Below are 25,067 nucleotides of genomic sequence, written 5' to 3'. Positions count from 1 at the left end.
CTGTGGCGGGGGTCAAGAGCCTTGCACATTCAGTGCACATGGCTCCGGGAAGGTGCCGGAAGCGGTGAGAAGCGTCCGGGGCGAAGTCCGAGGTCAGGGGCGGTTTCCGGGGGCGACCCACAGGCCACGGCAGGCCCCCGGTACGGGAAGAGGTCGTGGGTTCAAATCCCGCCACCCCGACTGAGAAGTACCAGGTGAGAGGCCTGATCGTGGACATCCACGATCAGGCCTCTTCTTGTTTGACCGTGGTTCGACCGTGGGATTGAACGTCACGAGCTGGCCGCGACCGGCCATCAGCGGCACCGCGCGACCCTCAGCGCCCGCCGTCCGCCGCCCCGATCACCCGCAACAGATCCGCCGTTGAGACACGGTAGAGCCCGCCGATCCGCACCACCCGGCACGGGAAGTCGTCGGCCCGGGCGAGTTCGTACGCCTTGGTGCGACCAATGCCGAGGATCCGAGCGGCGGTCATCAGGTCGATGGTGGGTGGAAGCTGCTTGAGTTCATCCAGGGTCAGGGCCAAGGGGTTCTCCAAAGGGGATCGATCCGTCGACGTGAGGAGCGCCCGACGACACCGCATCGCACCCACTTTGAGGATGGTCGCCCATGATACCTGTCGGGCGGACCATTAGTGCCCCCTGCATATGTTCTGACCTGGACAGACGTCCACGCAGGGGGTAGCCACTCATACGGGTGGGGTCAACGGCCGGGTCAGTGACCGGCCGACTGGCGTACCGGATCGGGCACAGCGTCACCAAAGAGCCCTGCCGTCCGATGCCTTTCGCTTCCATGCCGTCACATCCGTTCCGTCCAAGCGCTTCTACTACTGGTTGCGATCGAGAACGCCGTTTGGGTCCACCTGCATACGCAAGTGGCCCAGCCGTATCTCTGGCTGGGCCTGAAGCTGCAGCTAAGGTCGGTGAGGCAGTTACTTGTCGCGGGCCTCGTGCATCCACTCAAGTGAGCCTCGTGCAAGCGCTTCCTCGGCGAGACGTTTGGCGGACGCGGTCTTCAGCGAGGCGAGAGACGTGTCGATCCAAGGTTGAGTGTGTGTGTTGCCCTGTTCCCGGTACTCGACCGCCTGTAGGAGGCATTCGAGCTTGTCGGCATCCTTGGCGCACCGCGCTTCGATCGACTCCTTCGCCTCGTACTCGTCGACCGCCGTACCGATCACCTCGGACACCGTTTCGGGGAGGCCAGCCATCTGGTCTGCGGTCACCTCGGTGTTGGGCGCGGCCTTGAGGTAGCGCTTGCCGACATAGGGGATGTCCATCACCCGGGTCTCCTGGGTGTCGTGGAACAGCGCCAGAAACGCCGCGCGTTCGGGGTTCGCGCCTTCGAGTGAGGCGATCACCGCTGCCGTGATGGCCGTTCGGTGCGAGTGGTCCGCGATGGACTCGGGGTCGGCCACTCCGGCGATCTGCCAGCCGGTCCGCTTGTAGCGCTTCAGCAGTCCAACCTCGTACAAGAAGTCGACGGTGCGGGTGTCCTGCTCGTCTTCCATGGGGCTCCTCTACCTCCGCTGTGCCATCCGAAGAGCGTAGAGGACGGCCTCCAGTTCGCGCCGGGATCGTGGGGAAACTGACCTTTCGTCCAGGAGGCGGAGCACGGTCGGGGTCATGCTCGCCGCGTTCCTGTCGTCCAGGAAGCCGGGTTTGCGGATGACGAGTGCCCACAGGCTGTGGACGACGATGTCGACATAGGGATTTGTCGGATCGAGCTTGCCGACGAGGTGGGTGAGCAGGTGGTCACCCCGCCACGTGTCCACGCTCAGCTCCACCATGAACGTGTCGGCCAACTGGGGATCGGCCACCTCCCCCAGCCAGTACGCCCAGTAGTTCAGGTTGGCGGTCTCGCACTCCTCACTGGACACGTGCGCGTCGATGAACTCGGGAAGCGCCTCGCTGTCACCCTTCCGAGCGATCGAATGTGCCCCGGACCGCACCACCGCCCACGACGGCGACCATTCCGCGGTGGAACGGAGACGCCGCTTCTCCTCCCCCTGAATGGCAGCGAGCCATTCGGCCGTCTCAGCCGAGGTGTCGAACCCCGTCACGTAGTGAGCCTGCCGACGGAGCAGAGCGCCCTTCACCGTGTCGCGTGGGGCCTGTTCCGCTGCCGCCCTCAGGTGCGCGCTGATGTGTTGGCGCTCATCCGCAGCCAATTCCGGACCACTGGCGCTGGGGCCCCGCCTCCCCGGTGGTGTGGCTTCAGCGATGGCCGTCGGCGCGACGCCTATGAACGGCCACGCCACCAGATCAGTGAAAGGGCGCGTGATGACCCACGTGGCGAGCGGGTGCCCGTCGAGATCGATCTGGTGATCAGCAGCGAGCACGTACCCGATGAAGCGGTCGGCCTCAAGCGCGGTGTCGAGTTGCGTGAGCAGGTGCGGACCGGCACCCAGCCGGCGCAGGAGGTGCCGTAGCCGGAGGTACTGTCCGGTGCTCACCGCCATGAGCGGCCGACGTCCTGACTCCCACCCTTGCAGCGTGGTCACGTCCACGCCGATCCGCTCGGCCAGTGTCTCCTGCGTGTGCCCAACAGACCTTCGGACGGCCTTCAGGACATGACCGGAGACCCGTCCCTCACGTTCGAACTCGGGTGTGACGGAGGAACTGTGACCCGTGGTCAGTGTTGGTCGGCGGTTCTTCGGCATGGGGGCCTCGAAGGGGGTTCGGACTCGTACTGGTGGTCACTTAGACCAGGCATGACCGCTCCGTAACGTCACCACCACGATAGAACAGCCGACCGAGACACAGGGTGAGGTTGATGACGCAGCACCCCCAACGGACAGCCCTGGCACCCACCTCCTCCATACGGCTCAGGGGCACCAAGGAGAACGTGATCGAGGCTCGACGCTTCACGGTCAAGGTCTTGCGGAAGTCCGCAACCACCACTGTGCCTGACGACGTGGTCGAACGCGCGGAACTCCTGGTATCCGAACTGACGACGAACGCGATCCAGCACACGATGAGCGGCGAAGGCAACGGAACCTTCGTTCTGGTGCTGTCCGTCGAGAGTTCCCGTGTGCGGGCCACCGTTCGCACGGACGAACCACGCGAACCATCGAACGTGCCGCAAGCGCGCCATTCCTCCGCGCTCTCAGAGTCGGGACGGGGCCTCGCGCTGGTCGACATGCTGTCAGACGAGTGGGGTCCGCTGCCCTGGCCGGAACGCGGGGTCTACTTCCTCATCACGTGGCCCGAGGACGATCTGCGATGACCTACGAAATCAATCCGACCGCCGCCCTCTACTGGGCGCGCCGCCAGTTCACCCACTACGAACTGATGAAGGTGCACGACTCGTCGGGTTTGCCCGAGTACATCGCCGTGCTCAAGCCGAACGCCATGCACACGGGTCATGCCGTTCTGGTGTGCGCTGGCGACGTGATCGAATTGTGCAGGGTCCTGCACGCACAAGGACCGCCCCGCCTCCCCCACCGATCCAAAACCAAGAATATATAGGATTTTATTATTGGAGCACACATTCATTCATTCCATCTCTTCAGGATAATAGAACGGAGAGGCATATAATATCTATAAGAATCCCTGGGCGAAATGTTATCAATTTTAGATCTAAATAGGACGAAGGCCCCCGCCACTAAATCGCGATCTTCACTCCAGGCGCCTTTGAGTATTTTATGTTTGATCCATTTATCGATGGTCGCTGCATGAAGTTGGCTATTATATTCTCGAATCACATTCGTGCAAATGAGAGCGATTTTTTGCAGATGAGGGAAGTCCAGAATCACCTCAGACCCACTGACTGCCTTGTCCAAGCCTATGGCCTTGGCATTTCCTCGACTGAGTACACCATGTGAGTGAACGCTTGCATGCCGAATGTGGCAAACAACATCATAACCCCTCAGTGCTACACCCAATGAGCTTTCGGGCTTCCAAGTGAATCCCAGAAGGCTGTTACTTCTCTTCTTGATTTCAGATTCGCTTGCAAAGCTGACACCCTCAAAGAGTCCCATATCAGCTTTCTCTGCACCGTAGTAGTCTAGTGCCCCCAATGGAACCATCTGCTCCGAAACACGCTCCCGCACCAACGGACACAAACTAATCAATGCAGAAAATAATGATCTGAAATAGGATTCCGCCCCTGTGACTATTCCCAGGGCCAGCAATCGCCCTAATGTCCTACTTTCATCGAGGTCATCTGGCATGCCAAGTCGAAGCACATCTCCAATATTACTATAGAAAGCATCAATTGGGCTTTCGATAACTTCAGAATTGGCGCAGCATGAGGAAAAGTCCGTGTCGATAGATTCGGGAGGGAGATTGACCTTCTTCCAGGAAGGTGGATCAGCCGATCGAACTTTTCCCTTAGACACTGACAAACTCCTCTGCATAGCGACGAATGCGTGCGGCCCAGACAGGGCCGATGTGCGGAACTCCCCTAATCTGCGAATTTTCTTCATCCAACAAGATGTCATTCACCGTGCGGATAGAAGTATTTTTCTTAAGCCCCTGCAGCTTATTGGTGGTCAATGGCAGGTTCTCTATTGGGGATTTTAGGAGTTCTTCATAAACCGAAGCCGTAAGCAATTTTCGGCCGCATTTCATGCAGAACTGTGCGTCCTCTGATAGTCGTGGAGCTCCGCAGTTAGTGCACGGAAGAAGATCAAGCGTGCATTCTTCTGTGTAGTTGTCACCAAGGACGTTCCTCGGCTGCAGGCGCGAAAAAGCATGCGCATCGCGACTCGCTAGCGTAGAGTTAATATCAGAAACAGAGAAAGCCCGACCAAGGCTGAGAGCATTTCCCTCGATCAGGATTGCATAGTGAATAGTATACCGGTGAAATACCCCCTTGACTCCGCGTGACACTGTTCCTGCAACTCGAATAATGCCTGCATATTCGAGCATAGATATCATGCGAGAGAGCTTGGGATCAATTGGACCAGGAAAAGCAATTACGGTCGCTTTAGAGCGACCTTGGCGCCCGCTATTGAATGCCTGCAAATGGCGGACTGATCCTGCCTCCAACTTTTTTCCATACTCGACAAAATTCTTGTACCTTGGCAGCTTATCCGCCAGAGTTGCGAATATGTGTCGCACCGATGATGCATGATTAGATATCGCATTATCCGCCATTTTTCTAGTGGGGTTGTGATTGTCATCTTCTTCCACACCCAGAAGTTGTGAAAGCATAACCAGAAAGCCGCGGGGGAGTCCAAATGAAGCCAATGCCAGGTAGTCAATTAGCTCTTCCCGACCCTTCAATCTTTCAAGGTGGGACTCAGGAATCCTTCGCTTCACGATCTCTCTCATTACATCGAGATAATCCTCCTCGTCTGGCCTAAACCAGGATTCCACCAATTCTGCCTCATGTCCGACATGAAAATTTGGCGAATAACTAGTAATTCCCGGATATACGGCAGCTTTGGCTGAAATCTTCCGGGATCGCAGCTCTCGAAATATCTCAAAGAATTCTCGCTGCTGTTCCGGAGAAAAAGCGTGGGCTGCGTCATCAAGCAACAGGACACACCTTTTAAGGCCAGAGCTTTGAGTCCACGACTCGAGAGCCTGGAGGAGCTCCGTTGGTGTTGTGTACTCATCTGGCATTTCAACAGTCTCCCCGGCCTCCAAGTGCTTAATGAATGACTTGGCTCCTTGGGTAAGAGACGAGAGGCTAGTGGGCACTCTCCTCCCACATTCCAGCAGAGAGTTCTCTACCCCGATTGCTATCTTAAGAAGCACCCACTGTCGAAACAATTGAAGAGCATTGGCAGATTTATGGAAAAGTGGCTCCAGGGCAAGTGATTTACTGTAATTTACGTATACGGATAGGTGAGCCCCTTCTTCTTGGAGCTCAAAGTACGCCCTTCGAAGAAGCGTAGATTTTCCACATCCTCGTGGTCCAATTAGCAGCTTTGCGCCCGGTCCTTTCAGTTTAGGCAAGATAGACCGATCCCCTTTGGTTTCAGCAGTCCACTCTGCCAGCTCAACCTTGGAAAGGTACTCCGCTCGCTCTTCGAAAATATTTGCCATGGAAGGCTCGACATTTCCAGAGCTCATTGCCACCCCCACAGTCCTCTTACAAGTTAGGCCAAACCAGAAGTTCGCCTCGATTGAGGACAAGACTGAACCCCTATGATTCCTAAGTAATCCCAAATAATCAAGTTCCTCGGTCAAGCTCCCAGCGATGAACAAGTCTCTCATTGCGGAGCGCCGCTGCTGGAACGGTTGCGGATGCGTGACAGTGCGTCGAGGGCCGTCTCGTCGGCGTCTGGGAGGGTGTGCAGGTAGCGGGCAGTGGTGGCGATGTCGGCGTGGCCGAGGCGTTCCTTCACGATCTGGAGGTCCGCGCCGCCCGCCAGCAGCCAGGATGCATGTGCTTGGCGAAGGTCGTGCATACGCAAGCTCACGCCGATGTCTGCGGCCGTGATCGCTGGCTTCCAGACTTGGCGACGGAACCGGTCGGATGAAATGTGACCGTCGGTGTCTGGGGTCCGGGACAGCCGGGGGTCATCCTTGCCTTCCGCGCGGCGTCGGGCTCGGTACAAGGCGTAGGCGTCCTTGCAGTAGCGGCACCGGCACTTCCCCGCTGCGTACGCGCTGAGGGTGCCGTGCTTGTACGTCCGTCCCTTGTCATTGGGTTCGGTGCGACCCAGGGTGTCAGGGTCGGGAACGGCTCGGAGCTTGGGAGTCCTGGGTTCGGCTGGCATCGGGAACAGGAGGTCATCCGAGCGAAGCCGCCTACCCGCCACGTGCTCCTGAAGTTTGCGGACGATCTGCGTACTCAGCTTGAACCGCCGGTACTCGTGACCCTTCGGATACTCTTTCACGAGGAACCGGCCGCCCGTGGGGTGGAACTCGGGATTGACCTCCACGACCGCACGGCTCACCGTCAGGATGCGGGTTCGCGTGTCCAGATCCCTGACCCGTAGCTCAGACAACTCTCCCCAGCGCAGCCCGCTCTCTATGGCGGTCTCGACCAGTAACCGCGCCCATGCGGCGGGCAGCGCCCGGTACACAGAATCGAACTGCTCCGGAGTGACGATCGTGCGCGGCTTCACCGCGACATGCGGGGTGCGTACGCCCTTGCAGGGGTGGAGGTAAACCACCTGGTCGTTGAGCGCGGTGGTGAAGATGGTGCTCAACAGCACCTTGTTGTACTTGATCGTCACCGGTGAGACCCCGGCGTCCTTGAGCTTGGCCACCCACGCCCGGACATGCTCCGGCAGGATCTCCACCATCCGCATCGGCCCGAACTCGGGCATGATGTGTTTGCGGATCGAGTAGGTGTAGCTCTGCCGAGTGGTCGCCTCCACCTCGTGGTTGGGGAGCCAGGTCTCCTCCACGTAGCGCTGGAAGGACTTCCGGCCTCGGGCCGGATCACCCACCCGCCCCTCCGCCAACCGTGCCCCGGCGCGCTGCCACGCCCTGTCGGCGTCCCGCTTGTTGGCGAAGGTGCCCGCCGACCGCTCCTTGCCCTTAATGTCCTTGAAGTAGGCGGTGTAGCGCGGCCTCCCAGCCCGCCCCACACGCTTCCGCGAGAACCCCACGGCTGAACCCTTCTCCCTGACCGTCGTCTGACCGTGGACCGTGCGTCATCATCGGTCAGGCCTCGACCCCGGCGAGCGCTTCGACCAGTTGCACGTCACCGTCAAGTTTCGATCTTCGTTCGTTCTTCGGTGGGATGTCGGGGGCGGCTGTGTCCGTTCCAGTGTTTGGGTCAGGCTGGGGCGTTTCCATGAATTGATCACGGAGGGAGTCGTTATGTCTGATCGGTTCAGCGTCGGTGACCATGTGACATGGAACTCGGAGGCTGGGCACGTCTCGGGCACGGTGACGAAGGTGCACACCAAGGACTTCGAGTACAAGGGCCACACCCGCCGGGCGTCGCCGGACGATCCGCAGTACGAGATCAAGAGCGACAAGACCGACCACGTCGCCGCCCACAAGGGCAGCGCCCTGCGACTGGTCGATGAGTGAGCCGTCCTTCACCGTCGGGCATTCCAACCGGACGCTCGCCGAGTTCATCGAGCTGCTCCGGGAGTCCCGTATCGAGCTGGTCGTCGATGTTCGGAGGCTTCCGGGCTCGGCCCGGTATCCGCGGTTCGACCAGGACGCGCTCTCGGTCGCCCTCGGCGAGGTGGGGATCGGGTACCGGCGCGCTGAGGGGCTGACCGGACGTCGTCCGGTGAGCCGGGACGTGCCGTTCGAGGTCAACGCCTGGTGGGAGAACCGCAGCTTCCACAACTACGCCGACCATGCGTTCTCCGAGGACTTCCGGAGCGCCCTCGCCGAGCTGCGGGCGTGGGGACGCACGCGACGCACGGTCGTGATGTGCTCCGAGGCGGTGTGGTGGCGCTGCCACCGGAGGATCATCGCCGATCATCTCCTCGCCCACGACGAGGACGTGCGGCACATCCTCGGCCTCGGCCGCATCGATGCGGCACAGTTGAGCCCCGGCGCCGTCATCGACCCCCACAGAAACGTCACGTATCCCGCCATCGGATAGCAGGCCACACGTCGGGAGCCCTCTCACCCTTGAGCGCGGGACCCCCACGGATGGGGGCTCCCGCGTGCCCTGGCCCTGTGGTCTCGACGAGACGGCAGGGCACGCGGGGTCGGTGTTCAGCCGCGGTAGGTCTCCAGGAGCCGGAGCCAGACCTCGCTGAGGGTGGGGAAGGAGGGGACGGCGTGCCACAGGCGGGAGATGGGGACCTCGGCGGTGACGGCGATCGTGGCCGAGTGGAGCAGCTCGGCGACGCCCGCCCCGACGAAGGTGGCGCCGAGGAGTATCTCGCGATCCAGGTCCACCACCGCCCGGGCGCGGCCCCGATACCCGTCGGCGTGCAGGGCGGCACCGGCGAGGTTGCCGAGGTCGAAGTCGACCGCCCGCACACGGTGTCCGTCGCGGGTCGCCTCGCGCAGGGTGAGGCCGACCGACACCGCTTCGGGGTCGGTGAATACGACCTGCGGCACGGCCCGCTCGTCCGCAGTGGCCACGCTGCGCCCCCAGTCGGCGGTGTCCAGCGGCCGGCCGGCGGCGCGGTCGGCGATCACTCCGCCGAAGACGCGGCCCTGGTACTTGCCCTGGTGGGTGAGCAGCGCGCGACCGTTGACGTCCCCGGCCGCGTACAGCCACCCGTCCGGGACGCCGACCGCCAGACCGGTGGAGTCGACCTCGACCGGCCGGCCCGGCTCCAGGCCGACCGTTTCGAGCCCGAGGTCGGAGGTGGCCGGCGTCCGGCCGGTGGCGAACAGCACCTCGTCGGCGGTCACCGTCTCGCCGCCCTCCAGCGTGAGCGTCAGCGATCCGTCCCGGCGCACCGCGGTGACCGACGTGCCGAACCGTACGTCGACCCCCGACTCCCGCAGGCTCTCGGCCACCAGTTCCCCGGCGAACGGCTCCAACCGGGGCAGCAGCGACGATCCGCGCACGAGTTGGACGACCTCGCTGCCGAGCGCCCGCCAGGCCGTGGCCATCTCGCAGGCCACCACGCCGCCGCCGACGACGGCCAGCCGCGGCGGCACCTGCGCGGACGCGGTCGCCTCACGGCTGGTCCAGGGACGGGCCTCGGCCAGTCCCGGTAGATCGGGCAGCGCCGCGCGGGTGCCCGTGCACACCGCGACGGCGTGCCGGGCGGTCAGCACCCGTTGCCCGCCCTCCGGAGTCCGCACCGAGACGCGCTTGGGCCCGTCCAGCCGGCCGTGGCCGCGTACCAGGACCACTCCCGCGCTCTCCAGCCATCCGGCCTGTCCGTCGTCCTTCCAGTGCGCGGCGAACCCGTCCCGGCTCTTGAGGACCGCCGCCGCGTCCAACCGCCCGCCGACCGCTTCGCGGGCGCCGGGCAGGCGTCGCGCGTCGGCCAGCGCGGCGGCCGGGCGCAGCAGTGCCTTGCTGGGCATGCACGCCCAGTACGAGCACTCGCCACCGACCAGCTCGGCCTCCACGATCGCGACGCTCAGCCCGCCGGCGTGCGCCCGTTCCGCCAGGTTCTCCCCGGTCGGTCCTGCCCCCACCACCACGACATCGAATTCGTCCACAGCGCCTGCCTCTCGTTCAACGTGACCTGTCGATTGTGCGTCTTCCGCGGAATCGGTGCACCGGGCGTCCCGGTCACCTCGGGTCCTCGTCGCCGGGGCGGGGGCCGAAGATGGTGCGGTCGTCCGCGCTGATGGCCACGTCGTTGATGCTGGCCTCGCGGCGGGACATCAGGCCGTCGGCGTCGAATTCCCACAGTTCGTTGCCGTGGCTGCGCCACCACCGGCCGTCGGCGTCGTGCCACTCGTACTGGAAGCGGACGGCGATCCTGTTCTCGGTGAAGGCCCACAGTTGCTTGCGCAGAGCGTACTTGTGCTCCTTGGCCCACTTGCGGGTCAGGAACTCCACGATCTGCTCGCGTCCCGAGAGGAACTCGTCCCTGTTGCGCCAGACGGAGTCGGGTGTGTAGGCGAGGGAGACCCGCTGGGGGTCACGGGTGTTCCAGCCGTCCTCGGCCATCCGCACCTTCTGCGCGGCGGTCTCGGCGGTGAACGGCGGAAGCGGCGGACGTGCGGTGGACACGGTGGTTGCTCCTTCGGTCGAGGCCGTCCTCCGGCCTCGGAGGTGGTGGGATCGGTGCTCAGGCGGCGGTGACGTTGCGTCCGAGGAAGTCGCGGATCAGGCCGGCGATCTCGTGGCCGTGGGTCGCGAGGGCGAAGTGGCCGGCGTCGAGAAGGTGGATCTCGGCGTCGGGCAGGTCCCGGGCATGGGCCTTGGCACCGTCCGGGCCGAAGATCTCGTCGTTCCGGCCCCAGGTGACCAGGACGGGCGGCCGATGGGTGCGGAAGTACTCCTGGAAGACCGGGTAGCCGTCCAGGTTGAACTGGTAGTCCCAGAACAGCTGGAGCTGGATCTCCTTGTTGCCCGGGCGGTCCAGATACGCCTGGTCGAGGACCCAGGCGTCCGGGCTGACACGGTCCAGCAGTTCGGCGGGGACGCCGTGGGTGTGCTGCCAGCGCGTGGCTTCGGCGGTCAGCAGTTCGCGGACGGCGGGCTCGTGGGCGGCGCGGTCCTCGGCGTGGGCGAACAGCACGTCCCAGAACGGGGTGAAGCCGTCCGTGTAGGCGTTGCCGCTCTGGCTGATGATGGCGGTGACCCGCTCGGGGTGGCGGCTGGCGATGCGCAGCCCGATGGGAGCGCCGTAGTCCTGGATGTAGAGGGCGAACCGGTCCACGCCCAGCTCGTCGAGCAGCGCGAGGGTCACCTGGGTGAGGTTCTCGAAGCTGTACTCGAACTCGCCCACCGGCGGCATCGCGGACTGGCCGAAGCCGATGTGGTCGGGCGCGATCAGGTGGTAGCGGTCGGCCAGGTCGGCGAGGAGGTCCCGGTACATGGCCGAGCTGCTGGGGAAGCCGTGCAGCAGGACGAGCGTGGGATCGGCGGGGTCGCCGGCCTCCCGGTAGAACACGGGCAGCCCATCGATCTCGACGGTGGCGTGGCGGATCGGGTGGACGGTCATTGCGGTCTGTTCCTGTCGATCGGGTGGAGACGGGTTCCCGACGGCCGGACGGAACCGGTACCGCGGTGGCGGCGCCGAGCGGACGGCCGGGGGCGAAACGGCTTCGGTGGCCGCCGGAGACGGCGTGCGGCGCGGTGGCCAGGGTGTCGACCGCGTACGGCGGTCGTGCCCGCCGTACCCGGTCAGTCGGTCAGTCGGTCGGTCAGTGGCGGACGACGGGCCAGTCGATCTCGGTGCCGGCGGACTTGTTGAAGTAGTTGGTGAAGACGTTGAGGGCGACGTGGCCGACGACCTCGGCGATCTCCTCGTCGGACAGTCCCGCCTGACGGGCCTCCTTCACATCGGTGTCCTCGATGTCGCCACGGGTGCGCAGCACGGTGGCGGCGAAGGCCAGCACGGCCTCGACCTTGGGCTCATCGGCACGGCCGCCGCGGGCCGCTTCGGCCTCCTCCGGGCTCAGCCCGGCCAGCTTGGTGCCGATGTAGGTGTGCGCGGACAGGCAGTAGTCGCATTCGTTCTGCTGGGCGACCAGCAGCGCGATCCGCTCGCGCACCGCGGCCGACAGCACGCCGGCCCCCAGTGCGCCGGAGAACTCCAGGTAGGCCTTGAGCACGGCGGGACTGTTGGCCATCGCCTTGGTCATGTTCGGCGTGACGCCCAGCGCCTTCTGCACGGCGGTCAGCAGTTCGGCGGCCTGGCCGTTGGCGGCCTCGGGCTGGATGAGGGGAAGTCGGGACATCGTCAGGTCCTTTCAGGCGGGTGATCGGTCACCGGTGAGCCGGTGATCTCAACCTAGAAGCGGCGCAACGCCCCACACAGGGACCCGATACGCCACCGAGGGGCCCCAACGCGCCATCGCCTCCCAGCAGGCCCGGACGGTCTGCGCTCGGCCCGTCGCGCCCGGCCCCGGCGTTCTCTGGACCAGCACATCCCGGACATAGGGCGCGGGATAGCATCGACCTCGGATCGTCCCGCCCGGGGCGCACGATCTGGTATCCGCCGGCCCCGACCCCCCACCGGTCTCCCCCAGAGACCGGCCGCCGACGAAGGGTCACCAGCATGACCGAGTCCCGTGACGGGCAGCCCGACCATGTCGGACCGGCTTCCGATCCCCGAAGCGGTGACGGCCGTCCGGACGGGCTCGCCACCGCGGTCCCACCGCCACGGCTGGAGGGGACGGTCTCCGCGTCCATGGCGCGATTCCTGTCGGGGGAGGTGAGCAGGGCCGGCGGCAACCCCGGCCAGGTCGCACGCCTGCCGGACCTACGGACCGACGTCCTCGCCGACGACCTCTCCCGGATACCGACCGACTCCGCGAGCGCGATGTGGAGGTACCTGGTCGCCCACAACCCCGCACCGAGCCGCGACGGCGCACTGCAGCTCGCCGCGCCGCCGCCCGGCACCCTCGGGGTGTGGGACTACATGCTCACCTCGGGGCCGACCATCATGGACTCGATCCGCTCCGCTTCGCGCTACATCGGCGTCGTGGCCGATCCGGGAGCGGAGATCTTCGAGGGGGTGGAGGACGGCGAGCTGTACACGATCAGCCATTCCACCTGTCCGTACGAAGCGGATGTGAAGGCGGCGATCGAGCGGTGGGTGTTGGCGCTGCTGCTGCGGCGCTGCCGCGAGGCGACGGGGACGCCCCTGGTCCCGGTACGCGTGGGGCTGCAGCAGAGGGCCCCGCGCTCGCACGCGGCGCTGCGGGAGCTGTTCGACACCTCCTGTGTGGATTTCGAAGCACCGGCCACCTCGCTGACGTTCCTGACCCGGGACATCCGCCGGCCGTTGCCCAACGCCCAGTTCGGGCTGCAGGAGATGCTGGGCAGGCACGCCGCCATGATGATGGCCGCGGCGAAGCCGCTGCTGGACTGGTACGACGTCTTCCGCCTGGCGCTGCACGCCTGCTTCGAGTCGGACTCGCTCGCTCTGGAAACGGTGGCCCGGCAGATGGCGATCAGCCCGCGCACCCTGCAGCGGCGCCTGGCGGAGCGGGACAGTACCTGGCGCGACGAGGTGGAGACCGCGCGCCAGGAGGTGGCGTTGTCCCTGATGCGGGACGGCCGGCTGCCCATGAAGTCGATCGCCGGTCGGGTCGGGTACAGCGACGTGCGGGCGCTGCGCCGCGCCGTTCGCCGCTGGGAGAGCCGGCCGGCCGAGCCGTCGGGCATCGGCGCGGAGTAGACCGGGGACGGCGAGGTCGTCGTGGCGCGGTCCGGCCAGGGTGACGAGGCCGTGGGTTCGCGTCCCGTCACCCCGACGAACACGAAGGCCTGTCCGGCGGAGCCCCGCCTCCGCCGTATCCGAGGGCGGACGGGGAGTTCTACGCGCCGGGGTTGCGCAGGCTGTCCGGTGCGGGTTGGCTGACCGGTACGTGTCCCCCGCGTACCGGAGGTGCCATGAAAGCCGGGCTCGGCCTGATCCTCCTGGTCGCCACCGTGGTCCAGTCCATGCTGGCGGCCGGACACCTGCTCTCGGGCACCCTCTTCCACGGCGTGTGCACAGGGGTCGCGGCCACCCTCTGCGGCCTCGGAAGCGCCCTCGCCTACCGGCGAGCACACCAGGACCTCAAGACCGGGACCACGGATACCCGCCCCCTCATCACCGTGCCCGCACGCTGGTTCCGTGGCCGGAGCCGCCGTGCGCGAGGGCGGTCGGACGCCGGCGATCCGATGCGGTGACGGCCGCATCCCGCGTTCACTTCTCCTCATGGCCGCCCGGGTCCGCGGCCCTGTGCCTTCTTCGCTGGGCGCGTTTGCGGCACGTGGGTCCGGTCATGCCTACGAGAGCACAGATGGACTTGTCGACAGATCGTCACCCGACAAGGGCACGGACCCCTTTCGGCCTGGCCGACCCGCCATGAACCGGCCGGCCGTAGGCCCTCGGGGGCGGGTCCGCCGGAGGGAGATCTTCCGCAGGTGGGAGACGCGCGCGTCCACCGGCGGGCCGGTGGAGCAGAGCCGGCCCCGGGCGGAGTACGCCGTGGCCTTGACGGCGCCTCCTCCTACGCTCGTGGAACCCACGCGCCCCCGATCACGGAGCAGACGCATGAGCCGCATCCTCAGCCGGAACAGCACCCTCGTCTACCCCGACTACGGCATGTTCCAGATCTTCGACTGCCAGGACTACGACGACACGGCCTCCGTTCCCGGCCGCCGCGACTTCAGCGTCGGCGAGCGCTCCGTCTACCTACGCAGCCTGCAGACCAACGTCCGTGTTCACCTGACCCTGGAGTCGTGGGATACCGAACCGGCCTGGGACGAGGGTTCCTGGGAGGGCTCGCATACCGCCGTCATCGAGATCGCGACGGGAGTGGTCGGTGTCAGTGAGATCACCGCGGGCGTGCAACCCGACCTGCTCACCCTGGCGGCACCGGGCAGGTACGGGATCCGGGTCGCGCACCGCAACCGCCATGAGGTGAGCGAGGCCCACATGGCGCTCTACGACCGGTTCGACGATGTCCAGGGACCCGGGTTCAGAGCCGCCAAGCGCGCCCTCGAAGGCCGCGAACAGTACCTGGCCCAGTTCTGGCCCGAACCGTAGCCACCACCGCCGCGGCCCGCCCGGTGTGTGTGGTTCCAGGACCGGTCCGGAAGCGGCAGGGGCACGCCGGTCGCGAACAACGGAGGCAGCGGCGGATGACCAGGGGCCCGCCCGCGGACCACGTGGGTCGGCGGACGGGCCCGGAGCCGGGCGGACCCGGTCGCCCGGAGGCGGGCGGTGGACGACGGGTCAGCTCTTCGGCTGCTCCTCGGACTCGGAACCGGTCTCGACGCCGCCTTCGGCGCCGCGCACCACCGTGCCGACGTCGAGCTCGGCGCGCTCCTCGGCGAGGCGGCGCAGCGCCTCCTCACCCGTGACCGTGGTGCGCGGCGTGACCAGGCTGACCACCACACCCGCCACCAGGGCCACCGTCAGCGACGGGATCACCGCGTTGCCCCAGAAGGCGCCGAAGGACTCCACGTTGTTGACGACCAGGGCCGCCACCGAACCGCCGAGCATGGCCGCGATGCCGCCCTGCCAGGTGGCGCGCGGCCAGAACTTGCCCAGGAGCGACGCCACCAGCAGCCCCGTCAGCACCGTGGAGATCATCAGGGTGATGTACTCGATGATCGTCGTGGCCAGCAGGGCGAAGCCCAGGGCCAGGCCGAGCACGGCGACCAGGGACCACCGCGAGGCGCGGACGAGGTTCTTCGCCTTCGGCAGCCGACCCGTGACCACCTGGGAGACGTCGCGCATCAGGATGGTGACGCCGACGATGGCGTCGGAGTCACCGGAGGACATCGTCGCCGACAACCCGGCGACCAGCAGGAACGCGCCGACCCACAGCGGGAACAGGGTCGTGGCGAGGTACGGGAACGCCATGTCCGGGTTCTCCAGGCCGGGCGCCAGGCCGCTGGCCGACATCCCGGCGACCGCCGGGAGGAGGGAGAAGGCGGCGAAGAGCACCCCGGCGAGCAGGAAGCTGCGCCGGACGGTCCTCACGTTGGCCGCGGAGTAGATGCGCTGCCGGTAGGAGGGCGTGGCCAGCACGCCGACGGCGATGACCAGGGCGAGCGACACGGCGGGCAGCGGGCCCAGGGCCTCGACACCGAGCATGGAGGCGGCTTCCTCGCTGACGCCCTCGCGCAGGCCGTCGAAGCCGCCCACGGTCACCAGGGACAGCACCGCCAGGATGGTGAAGCCGAGGAAGAGGATGGTGCCCTGGATGGCGTCGGTGATGACGACCGCCAGGTATCCGCCCACCACGGTGTACAGGCCGAAGCCGGCCGCGATGACCACCTTGGCGAGGTTCTCGTCCATGCCGGTGAGGAAGGACAGGTACATGGCGCCGCCCATGATGTGCGCGCCGAGCCAGCCCACGGAGGCCAGGAAGAGCAGGACGGCCACCACGCCCTTCACCGCGCGGCTGGCGCCGTAGTAGTAGCTCATCTCCTCGGCGAAGGTCATGAAGCCGTGCTTGCGCACGTCGGAGAAGAGCCACAGCAGCAGGAAGATGCCGAGGGCGCCGCCGATCCCGTAGAGCGCGCCGGCCCACCCGTTCTGGTAGGCGAAGCCCACCGCTCCCAGGCTGGAGCCGGTGCCGACGAGCGTGGCGAGGGTGCTCCCCATCACGAGCGGGGTGCTGAGCTTGCGCCCGGCGAGGAGGAAGTCCTCCCCGGTGCTGGTGCGCCGGGCGACCCACCAGCTGATGCCGAGCATGAGGAGGACCGCGAGGAGCAGGGCCACCAGGTAGCCCATATGGGATTCGATCATGGTACATGTCCAAAAGTGACAGGGGAGTGACGCTCGGTGATGAACGAGGGGTCGGCCTCGGTGCGAGCGGGGAAGGGTGGGGCACACCCGGCGCGGTGCCGGGTGTGCCCGGGTGGGGTCGGCTGCGCCCGAGCGGGATCGGGGCGGGATCCCCGCGGACTCCTGCGTGTGCGGGTCCTACTCGGCGGGCTTGTAGAGCACCGCGTCGACCTCGATGAGGAAGCCGGGCAGGTCCGCCTGGATGGTGGTGCGGACCGGCGGTTCGTCGCCGAAGTACTCCTGGAAGATCCCGTTCATCGCCTGGAAGTCGTCCAGGTCGCGCAGGTAGACCCGTGCCTGGACGGCGTCGGCCAGGCTCGAGCCGGCGGCCTTGGCCACGGTGACGAGGTTGTCGAAGGTCGCGCGGGCCTGCTCCTCGAACGGACCGTCCACCAGCGAGCGGTCGGTGCGGTGCGGGGTGGCGCCGGCCAGGTAAACGAAGTCCCCGGCGATGACGGCGTGGGAGTAGGGACCGCCGGGCGGTGCGGCGTCCGGGGTGGTGATGACCTGCTTCTTCTTTGCCATGCGTGCCCTCCTTGGGTGTACGTGCGAGGCGTCGGTGTGTGGCCGACGCGGTCAGAACAGGGTGCGGACGGCGTCCACGACCCGGCCCTCGGTGTCGAGTACCGGAATCAGCGGCCACTTGTCGAACACCGTGCACGGGTGTGACAGCCCGAGTTCGACGATGTCGCCCACGGCGGGGGCCGCGTCGCCGGTTGCGGTGAAGTCGAGGAACCCGTGGTGGTCGTTGAGCTCGACGACGCGGGCGGCGCCGTCCAGCGGGATGCGCCGGTCCCCGCGCAGCAGGGCGCGGGGGACGGGCAGGTCGATGTCGAACGACACGTCGCGCTTGCCGACGCCCAGCAGGGCCCGCCCGGGCTCGGGTCGGGACAGCACGCGGGCGTGGCAGCTGAGCGCGGGCCGCAGCGGGTCGTCGGCCACGGCGGAGCGCAGCGGCGAGGCGCGCTCCATGAAGAGGTCGTCGTGGGTGAGGTAGCAGCCGGACCGGATGATCCGCCGGACCGGCAGGGACAGCTCGGGCGGGGACGACAGGGCGTCGGCGACCAGGTCGGGGTAGCAGCTGCCGCCCGCGGTGACGATCACCTCGTCGGCACCGGCGAACAGGTCCTCGGTGTCGGCGCGGCGCGCGAAGTCGAGCAGCCGGTCGAGCCAGGCGCGGACCCGCGCGGGCGAGTCGTCGTCACGCCGCTGAGGGAAGACCCCTTCGAAGGCCTCGACTCCGGCCAGGGTCAGCGCCGGGGAGGCGGCGACCCGGCGGGCGAGGTCGAGGGCGTCGTCGAGGTCGCGTACACCCGTGCGCCTTCCGGCCACGCCCAGTTCCAGCAGAACGGGGAGGGGGCGGGGGGCGTCGGCCAGGGCCGATTCCATGATGCGGACTCCGGCGGCGGAGTCGACCAGGCAGAGGACGTGGAAGTCCGGGTCGGCCAGGGCGTCGGCGATCCACGCGAGCTGCCCCTCCTCCACGACCTCGTTGGCGATCAGCACGCGCGGAGCGCCGAAGGAGCGCATGGTGCGGGCCTGTGCGGTGGTGGCGGCGGTGAGGCCCCAGGCGCCGCGGTCGAGCTGCGCCGACCACAGGTGCGGGGACATGGTGGTCTTGGCGTGCGGGGCCAGGTCGGCGCCCCGGTCGGCGCACCAGCGCGCGAAGCGGTCCAGGTTGTGGCGCAGGGCCGACTCGTCCAGGGTGACGGCGGGCAGCCAGAGGTCGCGCAGATGCAGGCCGGCGGATCGGACCGCGGCCGCGGTGGTGGGGCTGTCCGGGAGGGACCGCGCTTCGACGGGCGCGGTGTCCAGGGCGGCCAGGGGCGCGGCGGGCAGTCCGGCCCCGGCGATGGTGGAAGGGGCGGAGGGCGCGGACGGGGCGGAGGGCGCGGACGGGGCGGAGGGCGCGGACGCAGCTCCGGGCCGGAATGTGCTGCTGTCGGTCATCGCTGTGCTCCCGTGGGTCGGGGGAAGGGTTCGTCGAAGTCCTCGGGCCGGTCCAGGTGCTGGACGGAGGCCCGGACCCGCGCGCGGCGCTCGTCCTCGGCCCGCCGCTGGGCGTCGCTGAGCGGGACCCACACCGGCGGGGCCTGGGCGGCGTGCGGTTCGAGCAGGCGGCCCGCGGCGTAGGTGGCGGTGTTGGTCAGCCGCAGCGGCGCGTCGCGGACTCCGCCGTGCACGTCGACCGTGGGGAAGGCGCCCTCCTCCATGTCGAAGACGGCGATGTCCGCCCGTGCGCCGACCGCGAGCGTGCCCGCGTCGAGTCCGAGGGCACGTGCCGGGCGCACGGTGACGGCGGCGATGGTCCGGGCCAGGTCCATCCCGGCCGCCATGGCCTTGCCCATCACGGTCGGCAGGTCGAAGGCGGGCCCGTACACCGAGCGGATGTGCAGGTCGGTGGAGACCACCGGTTCGACCCCGGCGGCGAGTTCGGCTTCGAGCACGTCGAAGTCGAAGGCGCCCGACCCGTGGCCGAGGTCGAAGACCACGCCGGAGTCGCGCAGCCGTTTGAGGGCGTCTGTGGGCCGTCCGTCGACGACCAGGTCGGGGGCCACGCCGGTGGCGCAGTGGGTGAGGATGTCGCCCTCGTCGAGGAAGGGCTCGACGTCGGCCAGCCCGGGCGGTCCGTAGCCGATGTGCACCATGAGCGGCCGTTCGAGCCGACGGGCCAGGAGCGCCGCCCGGCGCAGCGGCTCCACGCCGTGCTCGCCGACGGTGTGGCGGTCGATGCGGGCCTTGACGCCGCGGACCAGGTCGCCCTGTTGGGCGGCGACCGCGACGGCGGCGTCCACGTCGAGGTTGTCCAGGACGTGGTGCTCACCGGTACGTCCGACCAGGCCGAGGCCGGAGACGTTGATCAGCGCGTGGACCCGGAAGGGCGCGGGCTCGGCGACGGTGCGGCGCAGGCCGTCCATGGCGTAGGCGCCGGCCGATCCGGCGTCGACCCAGGTCGTCACGCCGGTGCGCCAGGCCAGCGCGACCGGGTCGAGCCCCCAGTAGGTGGCGCCGTGCCACAGGTGGGTGTGCAGGTCGACCAGGCCGGGCAGGACGAGGCGACCGGTGGCGTCGACGGTGCGGGCGGCCTCGGTCGCCGGGAGCACGGGGGCGACGGCGGCGATCCGTCCCGCCCGCACGGCGACGTCGGCGGTGCCGTCGCGCCCCGAGTCGGGGTCGATGACGCGGCCGCCGCGGAGCAACAGGTCCCACACACCAACCATTCCCTTCGGTGCTGCGCCATGCGCAGCACTGTTGCATATTTGCCATCGCCAGGAATAGCATTCGGCAGTGCCGCAGGTCAACACCCCCTGTGACGCGGACAACCATCGGGAGGTCGTGGGTGAACATGCCGCAGCGGACCGAGGACGAGCCGCACTCCTCCTCCGTCCACCCCGGTAGCGCGCCGGAACCGGTCGACGCCGTGTGCGTGGGCGAGACGATGGCGCTGCTGATCCCCGACGGCCGACGACCGGACGGACCGAACGGACCGGACGCGCCCGACGGACCGGACCGACCGGACTCCGGCACGCCGTCCACCGACGGGCCGCCCGCCGCCCCCGGCACGGGCCCGGACTCCGACGACCCGGGTTCCCCTCCCCGCTTCCACGCCGAGATCGGTGGAGCCGAGTCCAACGTCGCCGTGCACCTGGCCCGCGCCGGTCGCTCAGCGGCCTGGCTCAGCGCGCTGGGCGACGACCCCTTCGGCCGCCTGGTCCGGGCGCGCCTCACCGCCGCCGGCGTGCACTGCGTCGCACGCACCGACCACGAGCGCACCACCGGGCTCTACATGAAGGAGCCGCGACCCGAGGGAACACGTGTGCGCTACTGGCGCCGCGACTCGGCCGCCTCGACCCTCGGCCGGCCGGACGCCGCGCAGGCCTGGCGGCTGCGGCCCCGGCTGGTCCACACGTCCGGCATCACCGCGGCCCTGTCCGCCTCCACCGACGGACTCGTCGAGGAGCTGTTGGACGCCGCCCCGCCCGGCACCCTGCGCAGCTTCGACGTCAACTACCGCCCCGCCCTGCACGACGCCCGCAACGCCGACCGGCTCCTGGACCTCGCGCGCCGCGCCGACCTGGTCTTCTGCGGACTCGACGAGGCCCAATCGCTGTGGGGCGTGACCGACCCGGCGGGGTTGCGGGAGCTGCTGCGCGGCCCGGACCTGCTCGTCGTCAAGCAGGGCGCGGAGGGCGCCACCGCCGTCCGCGGCGACCGGTCGTGGTTCCAGGCCGCCCCCCGGGTCGAGGTCGTCGAACCGGTCGGCGCCGGCGACGCGTTCGCCGCCGGGTTCCTCGACCGGTTCCTGGACGACGCGCCCATGCCCGACTGCCTGGCCGAGGGCGCCCGCCTGGCCGGGGTCGTCCTTGGCCTGCACGGTGACATCCCGCCCGAACCGTCGAGCTCCCACGACACCCGCAGCGCCCACGCCCCCCACGACACCCGCAGCGCCCGCAGCGCCCACAGCGCCCACGACGCGCATGGCTCCCGCGCCTCCCACGGCGCCCGCACCGCCTGGGAGACTGTCTCCGGCCCTGACCTGGGAGCCTGACCTCGGGCCCGCCCGTGACGACCAAGGGGAGAACTACCGGTGTCCAACAGTGTCGAACGCGCCATGCGGATACTCGTGGAGCTGGCCGACGGCCCCACCACCATCAGTGAGCTGGGCCGCCGCCTGGACGTGCACCGCACGACCTCGCTGCGGCTGCTGCGCACCCTGGAGGAGCAGCGCTTCGTGCGCCGCACCGACGACGGCAGCTACCAGCTCGGACCGCGCATGGCCACCCTGGCCGCGGCCGCGCTGGAGGGCCTCGACATCCGGGGCCTGGCGGCGCGGCACCTGCGCGATCTGGGCGCCTCGACCGGCCAGACCATCCACCTGGGGGCACTGGAGGGCGACCGCGTGGTCTACCTGGACAAGGTGGAGTCGCGGCACGCCGTGCGGATGTACTCCCACATCGGCGCGCTGGCCCCGCTGCACGCCACGGGCATCGGCAAGGCGATCCTGGCGCACCTGCCGGAGCGCGAGCGCGGCGCCCTCCTCGGCGATCCGCCGTTCGAGTCGTGCACCCCGAACACCCGCACGGACCGGGCCGCGCTCGACGAGGAACTGGCCCGCACCGCCGAGCGGGGCTGGTCGCTGGACGACTTCGAGCACGAGGAGTTCATCCACTGCGTGGCCGCACCCGTCTTCGACGCGGCGGGACGGGTGGCGGCGGCGATCTCGGTGTCGGCGCCCAGCATGGTCCTGGACCGGCCCGACCTGCTCGCCCTCACCGGAGACCTCACCGCCACCGCACGCGACATCAGCGAAGAACTGGGTTGGAGCCACACATGACCGACACGCACAACGCCGCGGGCACCGGCGCCGACGCCGACACGAACGCCGCCGCGAACGCCACCGGGGCCACCGCCGGAACCGCCCAGGGCATCCCCCTCTCCGGCTGGGCCGGCTTCTTCGCCGACGGCCTGGCCCCGGTGCCGCTGATGCTGATCCTGCGCGGCGCCTCCCCCGACGACGCGGTCGCCGCGGCCCGTCAGGCCTGGTCGGCCGGGGTGCGCCTGGTGGAGGTCACGCTGGAGAGCGAGTCCGGGCTTTCCGCCCTGGAGGCGGTCGTGCGTGCCGCGGAGGGGCGCTTCGACGTCGGTGCCGGAACGCTGACCACCCCCGAACGGCTGCGCCGCGCGGTGGACGCCGGGGCGCGCTTCGGCGTCGCGCCCGGACTCGACGCCGACACCGTCGCCGCGGCCGAGCGCCTGGGCGTCCCGTTCCTGCCCGGGATCGCCACCCCGACCGAGGCCGGCCAGGCCGTGCGGCTCGGCGTGACCGCCGTCAAGGCGTTCCCCGCGAGCATCCTGGGTCCCGCCTGGATCTCCGCGATCGCCGGCCCGTTCCCGGAGCTGCGCGTGGTCGCCACCGGCGGCGTCAACGCGCGCAGCGCGCCCGACTACCTGCGCGCCGGAGCGCTCGGCGTGGGCGTGGGCCGCTCGCTGACCGCGGGCGGCGCCCTGGCCGAACTCGTCCCCGCCCTCTCCCGCTAGGGAGCGTTCCCCGCGGGCCCCGGCGCATCCGCCGCCGGGTCTCCCGTGACCGGTGCCTAGATCAGGCCCTCGACCTCTTCGTTCAGGAGCGCTCCCCGGCGGAGGAACTCCGCCGCCGAGGCGAGCCCCAGACCGAGCAGCAGCGCGCCGACCGGCACATCGATCACCGGTTCCACGGCAGCGCCCCCGACGGCGGACAGGTCGGCCCCGCCCACGACCGCGTGGGCGCCGGCGGCCCGCAGTCCTGCCACGACCACGCCGCCGACCAGCACGATGGCGGCGCACACACCGATGCGGCGCGCGTTGACGGAGGCGAAGGGGTCGCCCGTGCGCAGTGACCGCACGACGCGTAGCAGCAGCGTTCCCACGAGCACGATCAGGACGGCCACGAGGAGCGAGGGGCCCATCGTCCACATCCGTTCGGCCGTGGTCGGATCGGCCACCGTCAGATCGGCCGTGGCCGTTCCGGTGATCGCGGCCCCCTCCCCGGAGGACACGGACAGCGCGGCGGCCGGTACCTCGACGGGCACGACGAGGTGGTCGGCGACCAGTGTCCCCACCGCGGAGAACAGGGCCAGGAGCACTCCCAGCGCCACCGCCAGGAGGGCCGCCCACTCGAACGCGCGTTGACGTATGACGCCCATGTCTTCTCCCGTACTCGCGATGAGGACCTATCGACAATCGATAACCTTCGCTCTAGTGTATCGATTATCGATAAGAGCGCCACCCCCGAACGCGAGCCATGGAGACCCTTGTGACCGATACCGCCGTGACCCCCGCCCCCGCCCCGGTCCGCTCGTCGGCGGTCTTCCTCGCCGGGGCCTTCGTCTGCTTCGTCGTCCCGCCGCTGGCCCTCGGACTGCTGTTCCGGGACTCGCCCCCGCCCCTGGCCCTGGTCGCGGTGGCCCTCACCGAACTGGTCTCGGCGGTGGTCCTCGTGTTCTGGTGGCTGCGGCGGAGATCCCTGACCCGCTCCGACGTCGGACTGACCTCGCGGCACTGGGTCCGGGACGCGCTACTGGGAGCGGCGATCGTACCGCCGCGCCTGTTGCTGGAGGTCGGCGTGCTGATCCCGATGGCCGGGGGCGCCGAGAACCCGGGCGTCCAGGAGGTCCTCACCAACGCCTCGGCCGGCGTCGCGGCCCTCGCCGCCACGCTGGTGCTCGGCGTGGTGGGCGGCGGCCTGGCCGAGGAGCTCTACTTCCGCGGCTTCCTCCTGGGGGCGCTGCCCAAGACCTTCGTCCACCGCAGGGCGGCCCTGTACGGGGCGGCGGCGGTGTCCATCCTGCTCTTCTCGGTGCTGCACCTGCCGACCACTGGCCCCGACATCGCGGCCATCGTCCTGGCGAGCGTGGTCTACACCGGCCTCTTCCTGCTGACCCGCCGCCTCACGGCGACCGTGGTCGCCCACTCCCTGTGGAACGCGTCGGTCGTGTTCACCGTGCTGGCCGTCTACGGGTAGGCATCGGACTGGAGCGGGCGCGGGTACGCCCGGCGGACGCCGCGCCCGCTCACTCCAGGAGGGTCACCGCGCGTTCGGCGACGGAGACGAGGACCTCCTCGTCCCCCGTGTAGTCCGCGCTACCGCTCCGCTGCTCCCAGGGCTCGCTCGCCGAGACCGTGACCAGCACGCTCTCCACTCTGACCAGGACCTCGGCCCGGCTGCTGGTCTCCCCGAACGAGCCCTCCCGGAAGTGCGACACCACCGCCTCGTCCGCGATGTCGAGCTCACGGGACTCCAGGACCTCCAGGGTCCAGTACTCCTCGTCGGTGCCGTCGACCAGTTCGCCCCTGCGCACCTCGAAGTCCCCCTCGGCGGCCGACTCGTCCACCCTCGGCTCGCTGTCGCCGTCCGTGGGAAGCCGGAAGCCGACCCTGAGGTGCCCGAAGGAACCGTCGGAGAACTCGGCCTGCCACGCGCACGAAGAGGACTCGGCGGCGAACGAGGCGGACGGCATGCGGGCCGAGAGGGCGCCGAGGTCGTCCCGGGAGGCGGCTGTGCACGGTTCGGCGGGCAGCTCGTCGTACTCGGGTTCCGGTCCGGCCATGCCCCCGCCGTCGCTGGTGAGGTTCATCGCCACGACGACTCCGGCCACGACGGTGTAGGCCGCGAGCGTCGCAGCCGCGGTGATCGCCACGGTGCGCCCGGTGCCGCCCCTGCGCGGGGGCGGGGGCGCGGACACCGCCTGAGGCTGGGGGAACTGCTGCGCTGGGCCGTCGTACACGGCGGGGTCTCCTATTCTTGGCGTCTTCGGGGCACTGCTCGCGACAGCCG

The 25,067-nt window shown here is 68.5% G+C and carries 27 protein-coding genes; 11 read left to right on the top strand and 16 right to left on the bottom strand.

What is annotated here, in order from left to right; translation table 11 throughout:
* Window positions 1-313: 313 nt before the first annotated feature.
* The 3 genes from HNR10_RS16295 to HNR10_RS16285 form a co-directional block, all read right to left on the bottom strand.
* Window positions 314-523, bottom strand: a complete 210-nt coding sequence (locus HNR10_RS16295; protein WP_179824521.1) for a helix-turn-helix domain-containing protein — start codon at window positions 521-523, stop codon at window positions 314-316.
* A gap of 405 nt (window positions 524-928) precedes the next feature.
* Complete coding sequence (locus HNR10_RS16290; protein ID WP_179824519.1) at window positions 929-1,504, bottom strand: HD domain-containing protein; 576 nt, start codon at window positions 1,502-1,504, stop codon at window positions 929-931.
* 9 nt (window positions 1,505-1,513) lie between these two features.
* Window positions 1,514-2,656 (bottom strand): helix-turn-helix domain-containing protein, encoded by a 1,143-nt coding sequence (locus tag HNR10_RS16285; RefSeq protein WP_179824517.1) that lies wholly within the window; start codon window positions 2,654-2,656, stop codon window positions 1,514-1,516.
* A 185-nt stretch (window positions 2,657-2,841) separates the two neighbouring features.
* On the opposite strand from HNR10_RS16285, the gene HNR10_RS16280 reads away from it, so the two are divergent.
* Both HNR10_RS16280 and HNR10_RS16275 read left to right on the top strand, forming a co-directional pair.
* A complete protein-coding gene (locus tag HNR10_RS16280; protein ID WP_179824515.1) occupies window positions 2,842-3,222 on the top strand; it encodes an ATP-binding protein in 381 nt (126 codons plus the stop codon).
* Window positions 3,219-3,464 (top strand): hypothetical protein, encoded by a 246-nt coding sequence (locus tag HNR10_RS16275; RefSeq protein WP_179824513.1) that lies wholly within the window; start codon window positions 3,219-3,221, stop codon window positions 3,462-3,464. Before HNR10_RS16280 ends, HNR10_RS16275 begins: the two co-directional genes overlap by 4 nt.
* Window positions 3,465-3,487: 23 nt before the next feature.
* On the opposite strand, the gene HNR10_RS16270 is transcribed toward HNR10_RS16275, so the two are convergent.
* From HNR10_RS16270 to HNR10_RS16260, 3 genes are read right to left on the bottom strand one after another with little or no spacing between them, the layout of a single operon-like run.
* Window positions 3,488-4,336, bottom strand: a complete 849-nt coding sequence (locus HNR10_RS16270) for a hypothetical protein (protein WP_179824511.1) — start codon at window positions 4,334-4,336, stop codon at window positions 3,488-3,490.
* On the bottom strand, window positions 4,329-6,137 hold the full coding sequence (locus tag HNR10_RS16265) for an AAA family ATPase (RefSeq protein ID WP_179824509.1): 1,809 nt from the start codon (window positions 6,135-6,137) through the stop codon (window positions 4,329-4,331). Before HNR10_RS16265 ends, HNR10_RS16270 begins: the two co-directional genes overlap by 8 nt.
* Before the next feature lie 23 nt (window positions 6,138-6,160).
* Window positions 6,161-7,510, bottom strand: a complete 1,350-nt coding sequence (locus HNR10_RS16260) for a tyrosine-type recombinase/integrase (RefSeq protein ID WP_179824507.1) — start codon at window positions 7,508-7,510, stop codon at window positions 6,161-6,163.
* Window positions 7,511-7,724: 214 nt separating this feature from the next.
* On the opposite strand from HNR10_RS16260, the gene HNR10_RS16255 reads away from it, so the two are divergent.
* Together HNR10_RS16255 and HNR10_RS16250 are read left to right on the top strand one after the other, a co-directional pair.
* Window positions 7,725-7,940, top strand: a complete 216-nt coding sequence (locus HNR10_RS16255; protein ID WP_179824505.1) for a hypervirulence associated TUDOR domain-containing protein — start codon at window positions 7,725-7,727, stop codon at window positions 7,938-7,940.
* Entirely contained in the window at window positions 7,933-8,469 is a 537-nt protein-coding gene (locus HNR10_RS16250; protein WP_179824503.1) for a DUF488 domain-containing protein, read from the top strand. Before HNR10_RS16255 ends, HNR10_RS16250 begins: the two co-directional genes overlap by 8 nt.
* A 116-nt stretch (window positions 8,470-8,585) precedes the next feature.
* Here HNR10_RS16250 and HNR10_RS32010 read toward each other — a convergent pair whose 3' ends face one another.
* The 4 genes from HNR10_RS32010 to HNR10_RS16230 all read right to left on the bottom strand — a co-directional run bounded on the left by HNR10_RS32010 (window position 8,586) and on the right by HNR10_RS16230 (window position 12,197).
* The gene (locus HNR10_RS32010) at window positions 8,586-10,001 is read right to left on the bottom strand and encodes a dihydrolipoyl dehydrogenase family protein (protein WP_312889293.1); all 1,416 of its coding nucleotides are present in this window, start codon (window positions 9,999-10,001) and stop codon (window positions 8,586-8,588) included.
* 73 nt (window positions 10,002-10,074) lie between these two features.
* Entirely contained in the window at window positions 10,075-10,521 is a 447-nt protein-coding gene (locus HNR10_RS16240; RefSeq protein WP_179824501.1) for a nuclear transport factor 2 family protein, read from the bottom strand.
* Window positions 10,522-10,579: 58 nt separating this feature from the next.
* Window positions 10,580-11,458 (bottom strand): alpha/beta fold hydrolase, encoded by an 879-nt coding sequence (locus tag HNR10_RS16235; RefSeq protein ID WP_179824499.1) that lies wholly within the window; start codon window positions 11,456-11,458, stop codon window positions 10,580-10,582.
* 202 nt (window positions 11,459-11,660) lie between these two features.
* The gene (locus HNR10_RS16230) at window positions 11,661-12,197 is read right to left on the bottom strand and encodes a carboxymuconolactone decarboxylase family protein (RefSeq protein ID WP_179824497.1); all 537 of its coding nucleotides are present in this window, start codon (window positions 12,195-12,197) and stop codon (window positions 11,661-11,663) included.
* Between the two features lie 320 nt (window positions 12,198-12,517).
* Between HNR10_RS16230 and HNR10_RS16225 the strand changes: the two genes are divergently transcribed.
* From HNR10_RS16225 to HNR10_RS16215, 3 genes are all read left to right on the top strand, one after another.
* Window positions 12,518-13,642, top strand: a complete 1,125-nt coding sequence (locus tag HNR10_RS16225) for an AraC family transcriptional regulator (protein ID WP_179824495.1) — start codon at window positions 12,518-12,520, stop codon at window positions 13,640-13,642.
* Between the two features lie 215 nt (window positions 13,643-13,857).
* On the top strand, window positions 13,858-14,139 hold the full coding sequence (locus HNR10_RS16220) for a hypothetical protein (RefSeq protein WP_179824492.1): 282 nt from the start codon (window positions 13,858-13,860) through the stop codon (window positions 14,137-14,139).
* Between the two features lie 367 nt (window positions 14,140-14,506).
* A complete protein-coding gene (locus HNR10_RS16215) occupies window positions 14,507-15,001 on the top strand; it encodes a hypothetical protein (protein WP_179824490.1) in 495 nt (164 codons plus the stop codon).
* Window positions 15,002-15,190: 189 nt separating this feature from the next.
* Here HNR10_RS16215 and HNR10_RS16210 read toward each other — a convergent pair whose 3' ends face one another.
* The 4 genes from HNR10_RS16210 to HNR10_RS16195 all read right to left on the bottom strand — a co-directional run bounded on the left by HNR10_RS16210 (window position 15,191) and on the right by HNR10_RS16195 (window position 19,965).
* Window positions 15,191-16,714 (bottom strand): sodium:solute symporter family protein, encoded by a 1,524-nt coding sequence (locus HNR10_RS16210; protein ID WP_179824488.1) that lies wholly within the window; start codon window positions 16,712-16,714, stop codon window positions 15,191-15,193.
* 177 nt (window positions 16,715-16,891) lie between these two features.
* Window positions 16,892-17,278, bottom strand: coding sequence for a RidA family protein (locus HNR10_RS16205; RefSeq protein WP_179824486.1), 387 nt, complete (start codon window positions 17,276-17,278; stop codon window positions 16,892-16,894).
* Between the two features lie 51 nt (window positions 17,279-17,329).
* Window positions 17,330-18,703 (bottom strand): alanine racemase, encoded by a 1,374-nt coding sequence (locus tag HNR10_RS16200; RefSeq protein ID WP_179824484.1) that lies wholly within the window; start codon window positions 18,701-18,703, stop codon window positions 17,330-17,332.
* A complete protein-coding gene (locus HNR10_RS16195; RefSeq protein ID WP_179824482.1) occupies window positions 18,700-19,965 on the bottom strand; it encodes an amidohydrolase/deacetylase family metallohydrolase in 1,266 nt (421 codons plus the stop codon). Before HNR10_RS16195 ends, HNR10_RS16200 begins: the two co-directional genes overlap by 4 nt.
* A 134-nt stretch (window positions 19,966-20,099) precedes the next feature.
* Here HNR10_RS16195 and HNR10_RS16190 point away from each other — a divergent pair, with 134 nt between their 5' ends.
* The 3 genes from HNR10_RS16190 (at window position 20,100) to HNR10_RS16180 (ending at window position 22,792) form a co-directional block, all read left to right on the top strand.
* Window positions 20,100-21,302 carry a sugar kinase gene (locus tag HNR10_RS16190; protein ID WP_246407241.1) on the top strand — a complete coding sequence of 401 codons (1,203 nt, stop codon included), beginning with the start codon at window positions 20,100-20,102 and terminating at the stop codon, window positions 21,300-21,302.
* Between the two features lie 39 nt (window positions 21,303-21,341).
* A complete protein-coding gene (locus HNR10_RS32005) occupies window positions 21,342-22,088 on the top strand; it encodes an IclR family transcriptional regulator (protein ID WP_179824479.1) in 747 nt (248 codons plus the stop codon).
* A 149-nt stretch (window positions 22,089-22,237) separates the two neighbouring features.
* Window positions 22,238-22,792, top strand: coding sequence for a bifunctional 4-hydroxy-2-oxoglutarate aldolase/2-dehydro-3-deoxy-phosphogluconate aldolase (locus HNR10_RS16180; RefSeq protein ID WP_246407238.1), 555 nt, complete (start codon window positions 22,238-22,240; stop codon window positions 22,790-22,792).
* Between the two features lie 56 nt (window positions 22,793-22,848).
* On the opposite strand, the gene HNR10_RS16175 is transcribed toward HNR10_RS16180, so the two are convergent.
* Window positions 22,849-23,436 carry a hypothetical protein gene (locus HNR10_RS16175; protein WP_179824475.1) on the bottom strand — a complete coding sequence of 196 codons (588 nt, stop codon included), beginning with the start codon at window positions 23,434-23,436 and terminating at the stop codon, window positions 22,849-22,851.
* A gap of 110 nt (window positions 23,437-23,546) precedes the next feature.
* On the opposite strand from HNR10_RS16175, the gene HNR10_RS16170 reads away from it, so the two are divergent.
* Window positions 23,547-24,254, top strand: coding sequence for a CPBP family intramembrane glutamic endopeptidase (locus HNR10_RS16170; RefSeq protein ID WP_312889292.1), 708 nt, complete (start codon window positions 23,547-23,549; stop codon window positions 24,252-24,254).
* 49 nt (window positions 24,255-24,303) lie between these two features.
* On the opposite strand, the gene HNR10_RS16165 is transcribed toward HNR10_RS16170, so the two are convergent.
* Window positions 24,304-25,017 (bottom strand): hypothetical protein, encoded by a 714-nt coding sequence (locus tag HNR10_RS16165; RefSeq protein WP_179824471.1) that lies wholly within the window; start codon window positions 25,015-25,017, stop codon window positions 24,304-24,306.
* Window positions 25,018-25,067: the final 50 nt, after the last annotated feature.

The organism is Nocardiopsis aegyptia, assembly GCF_013410755.1.
GTDB classification, from domain to species: Bacteria; Actinomycetota; Actinomycetes; order Streptosporangiales; family Streptosporangiaceae; genus Nocardiopsis; species Nocardiopsis aegyptia.
This window is presented reverse-complemented; position numbering and strand designations above follow the sequence as displayed.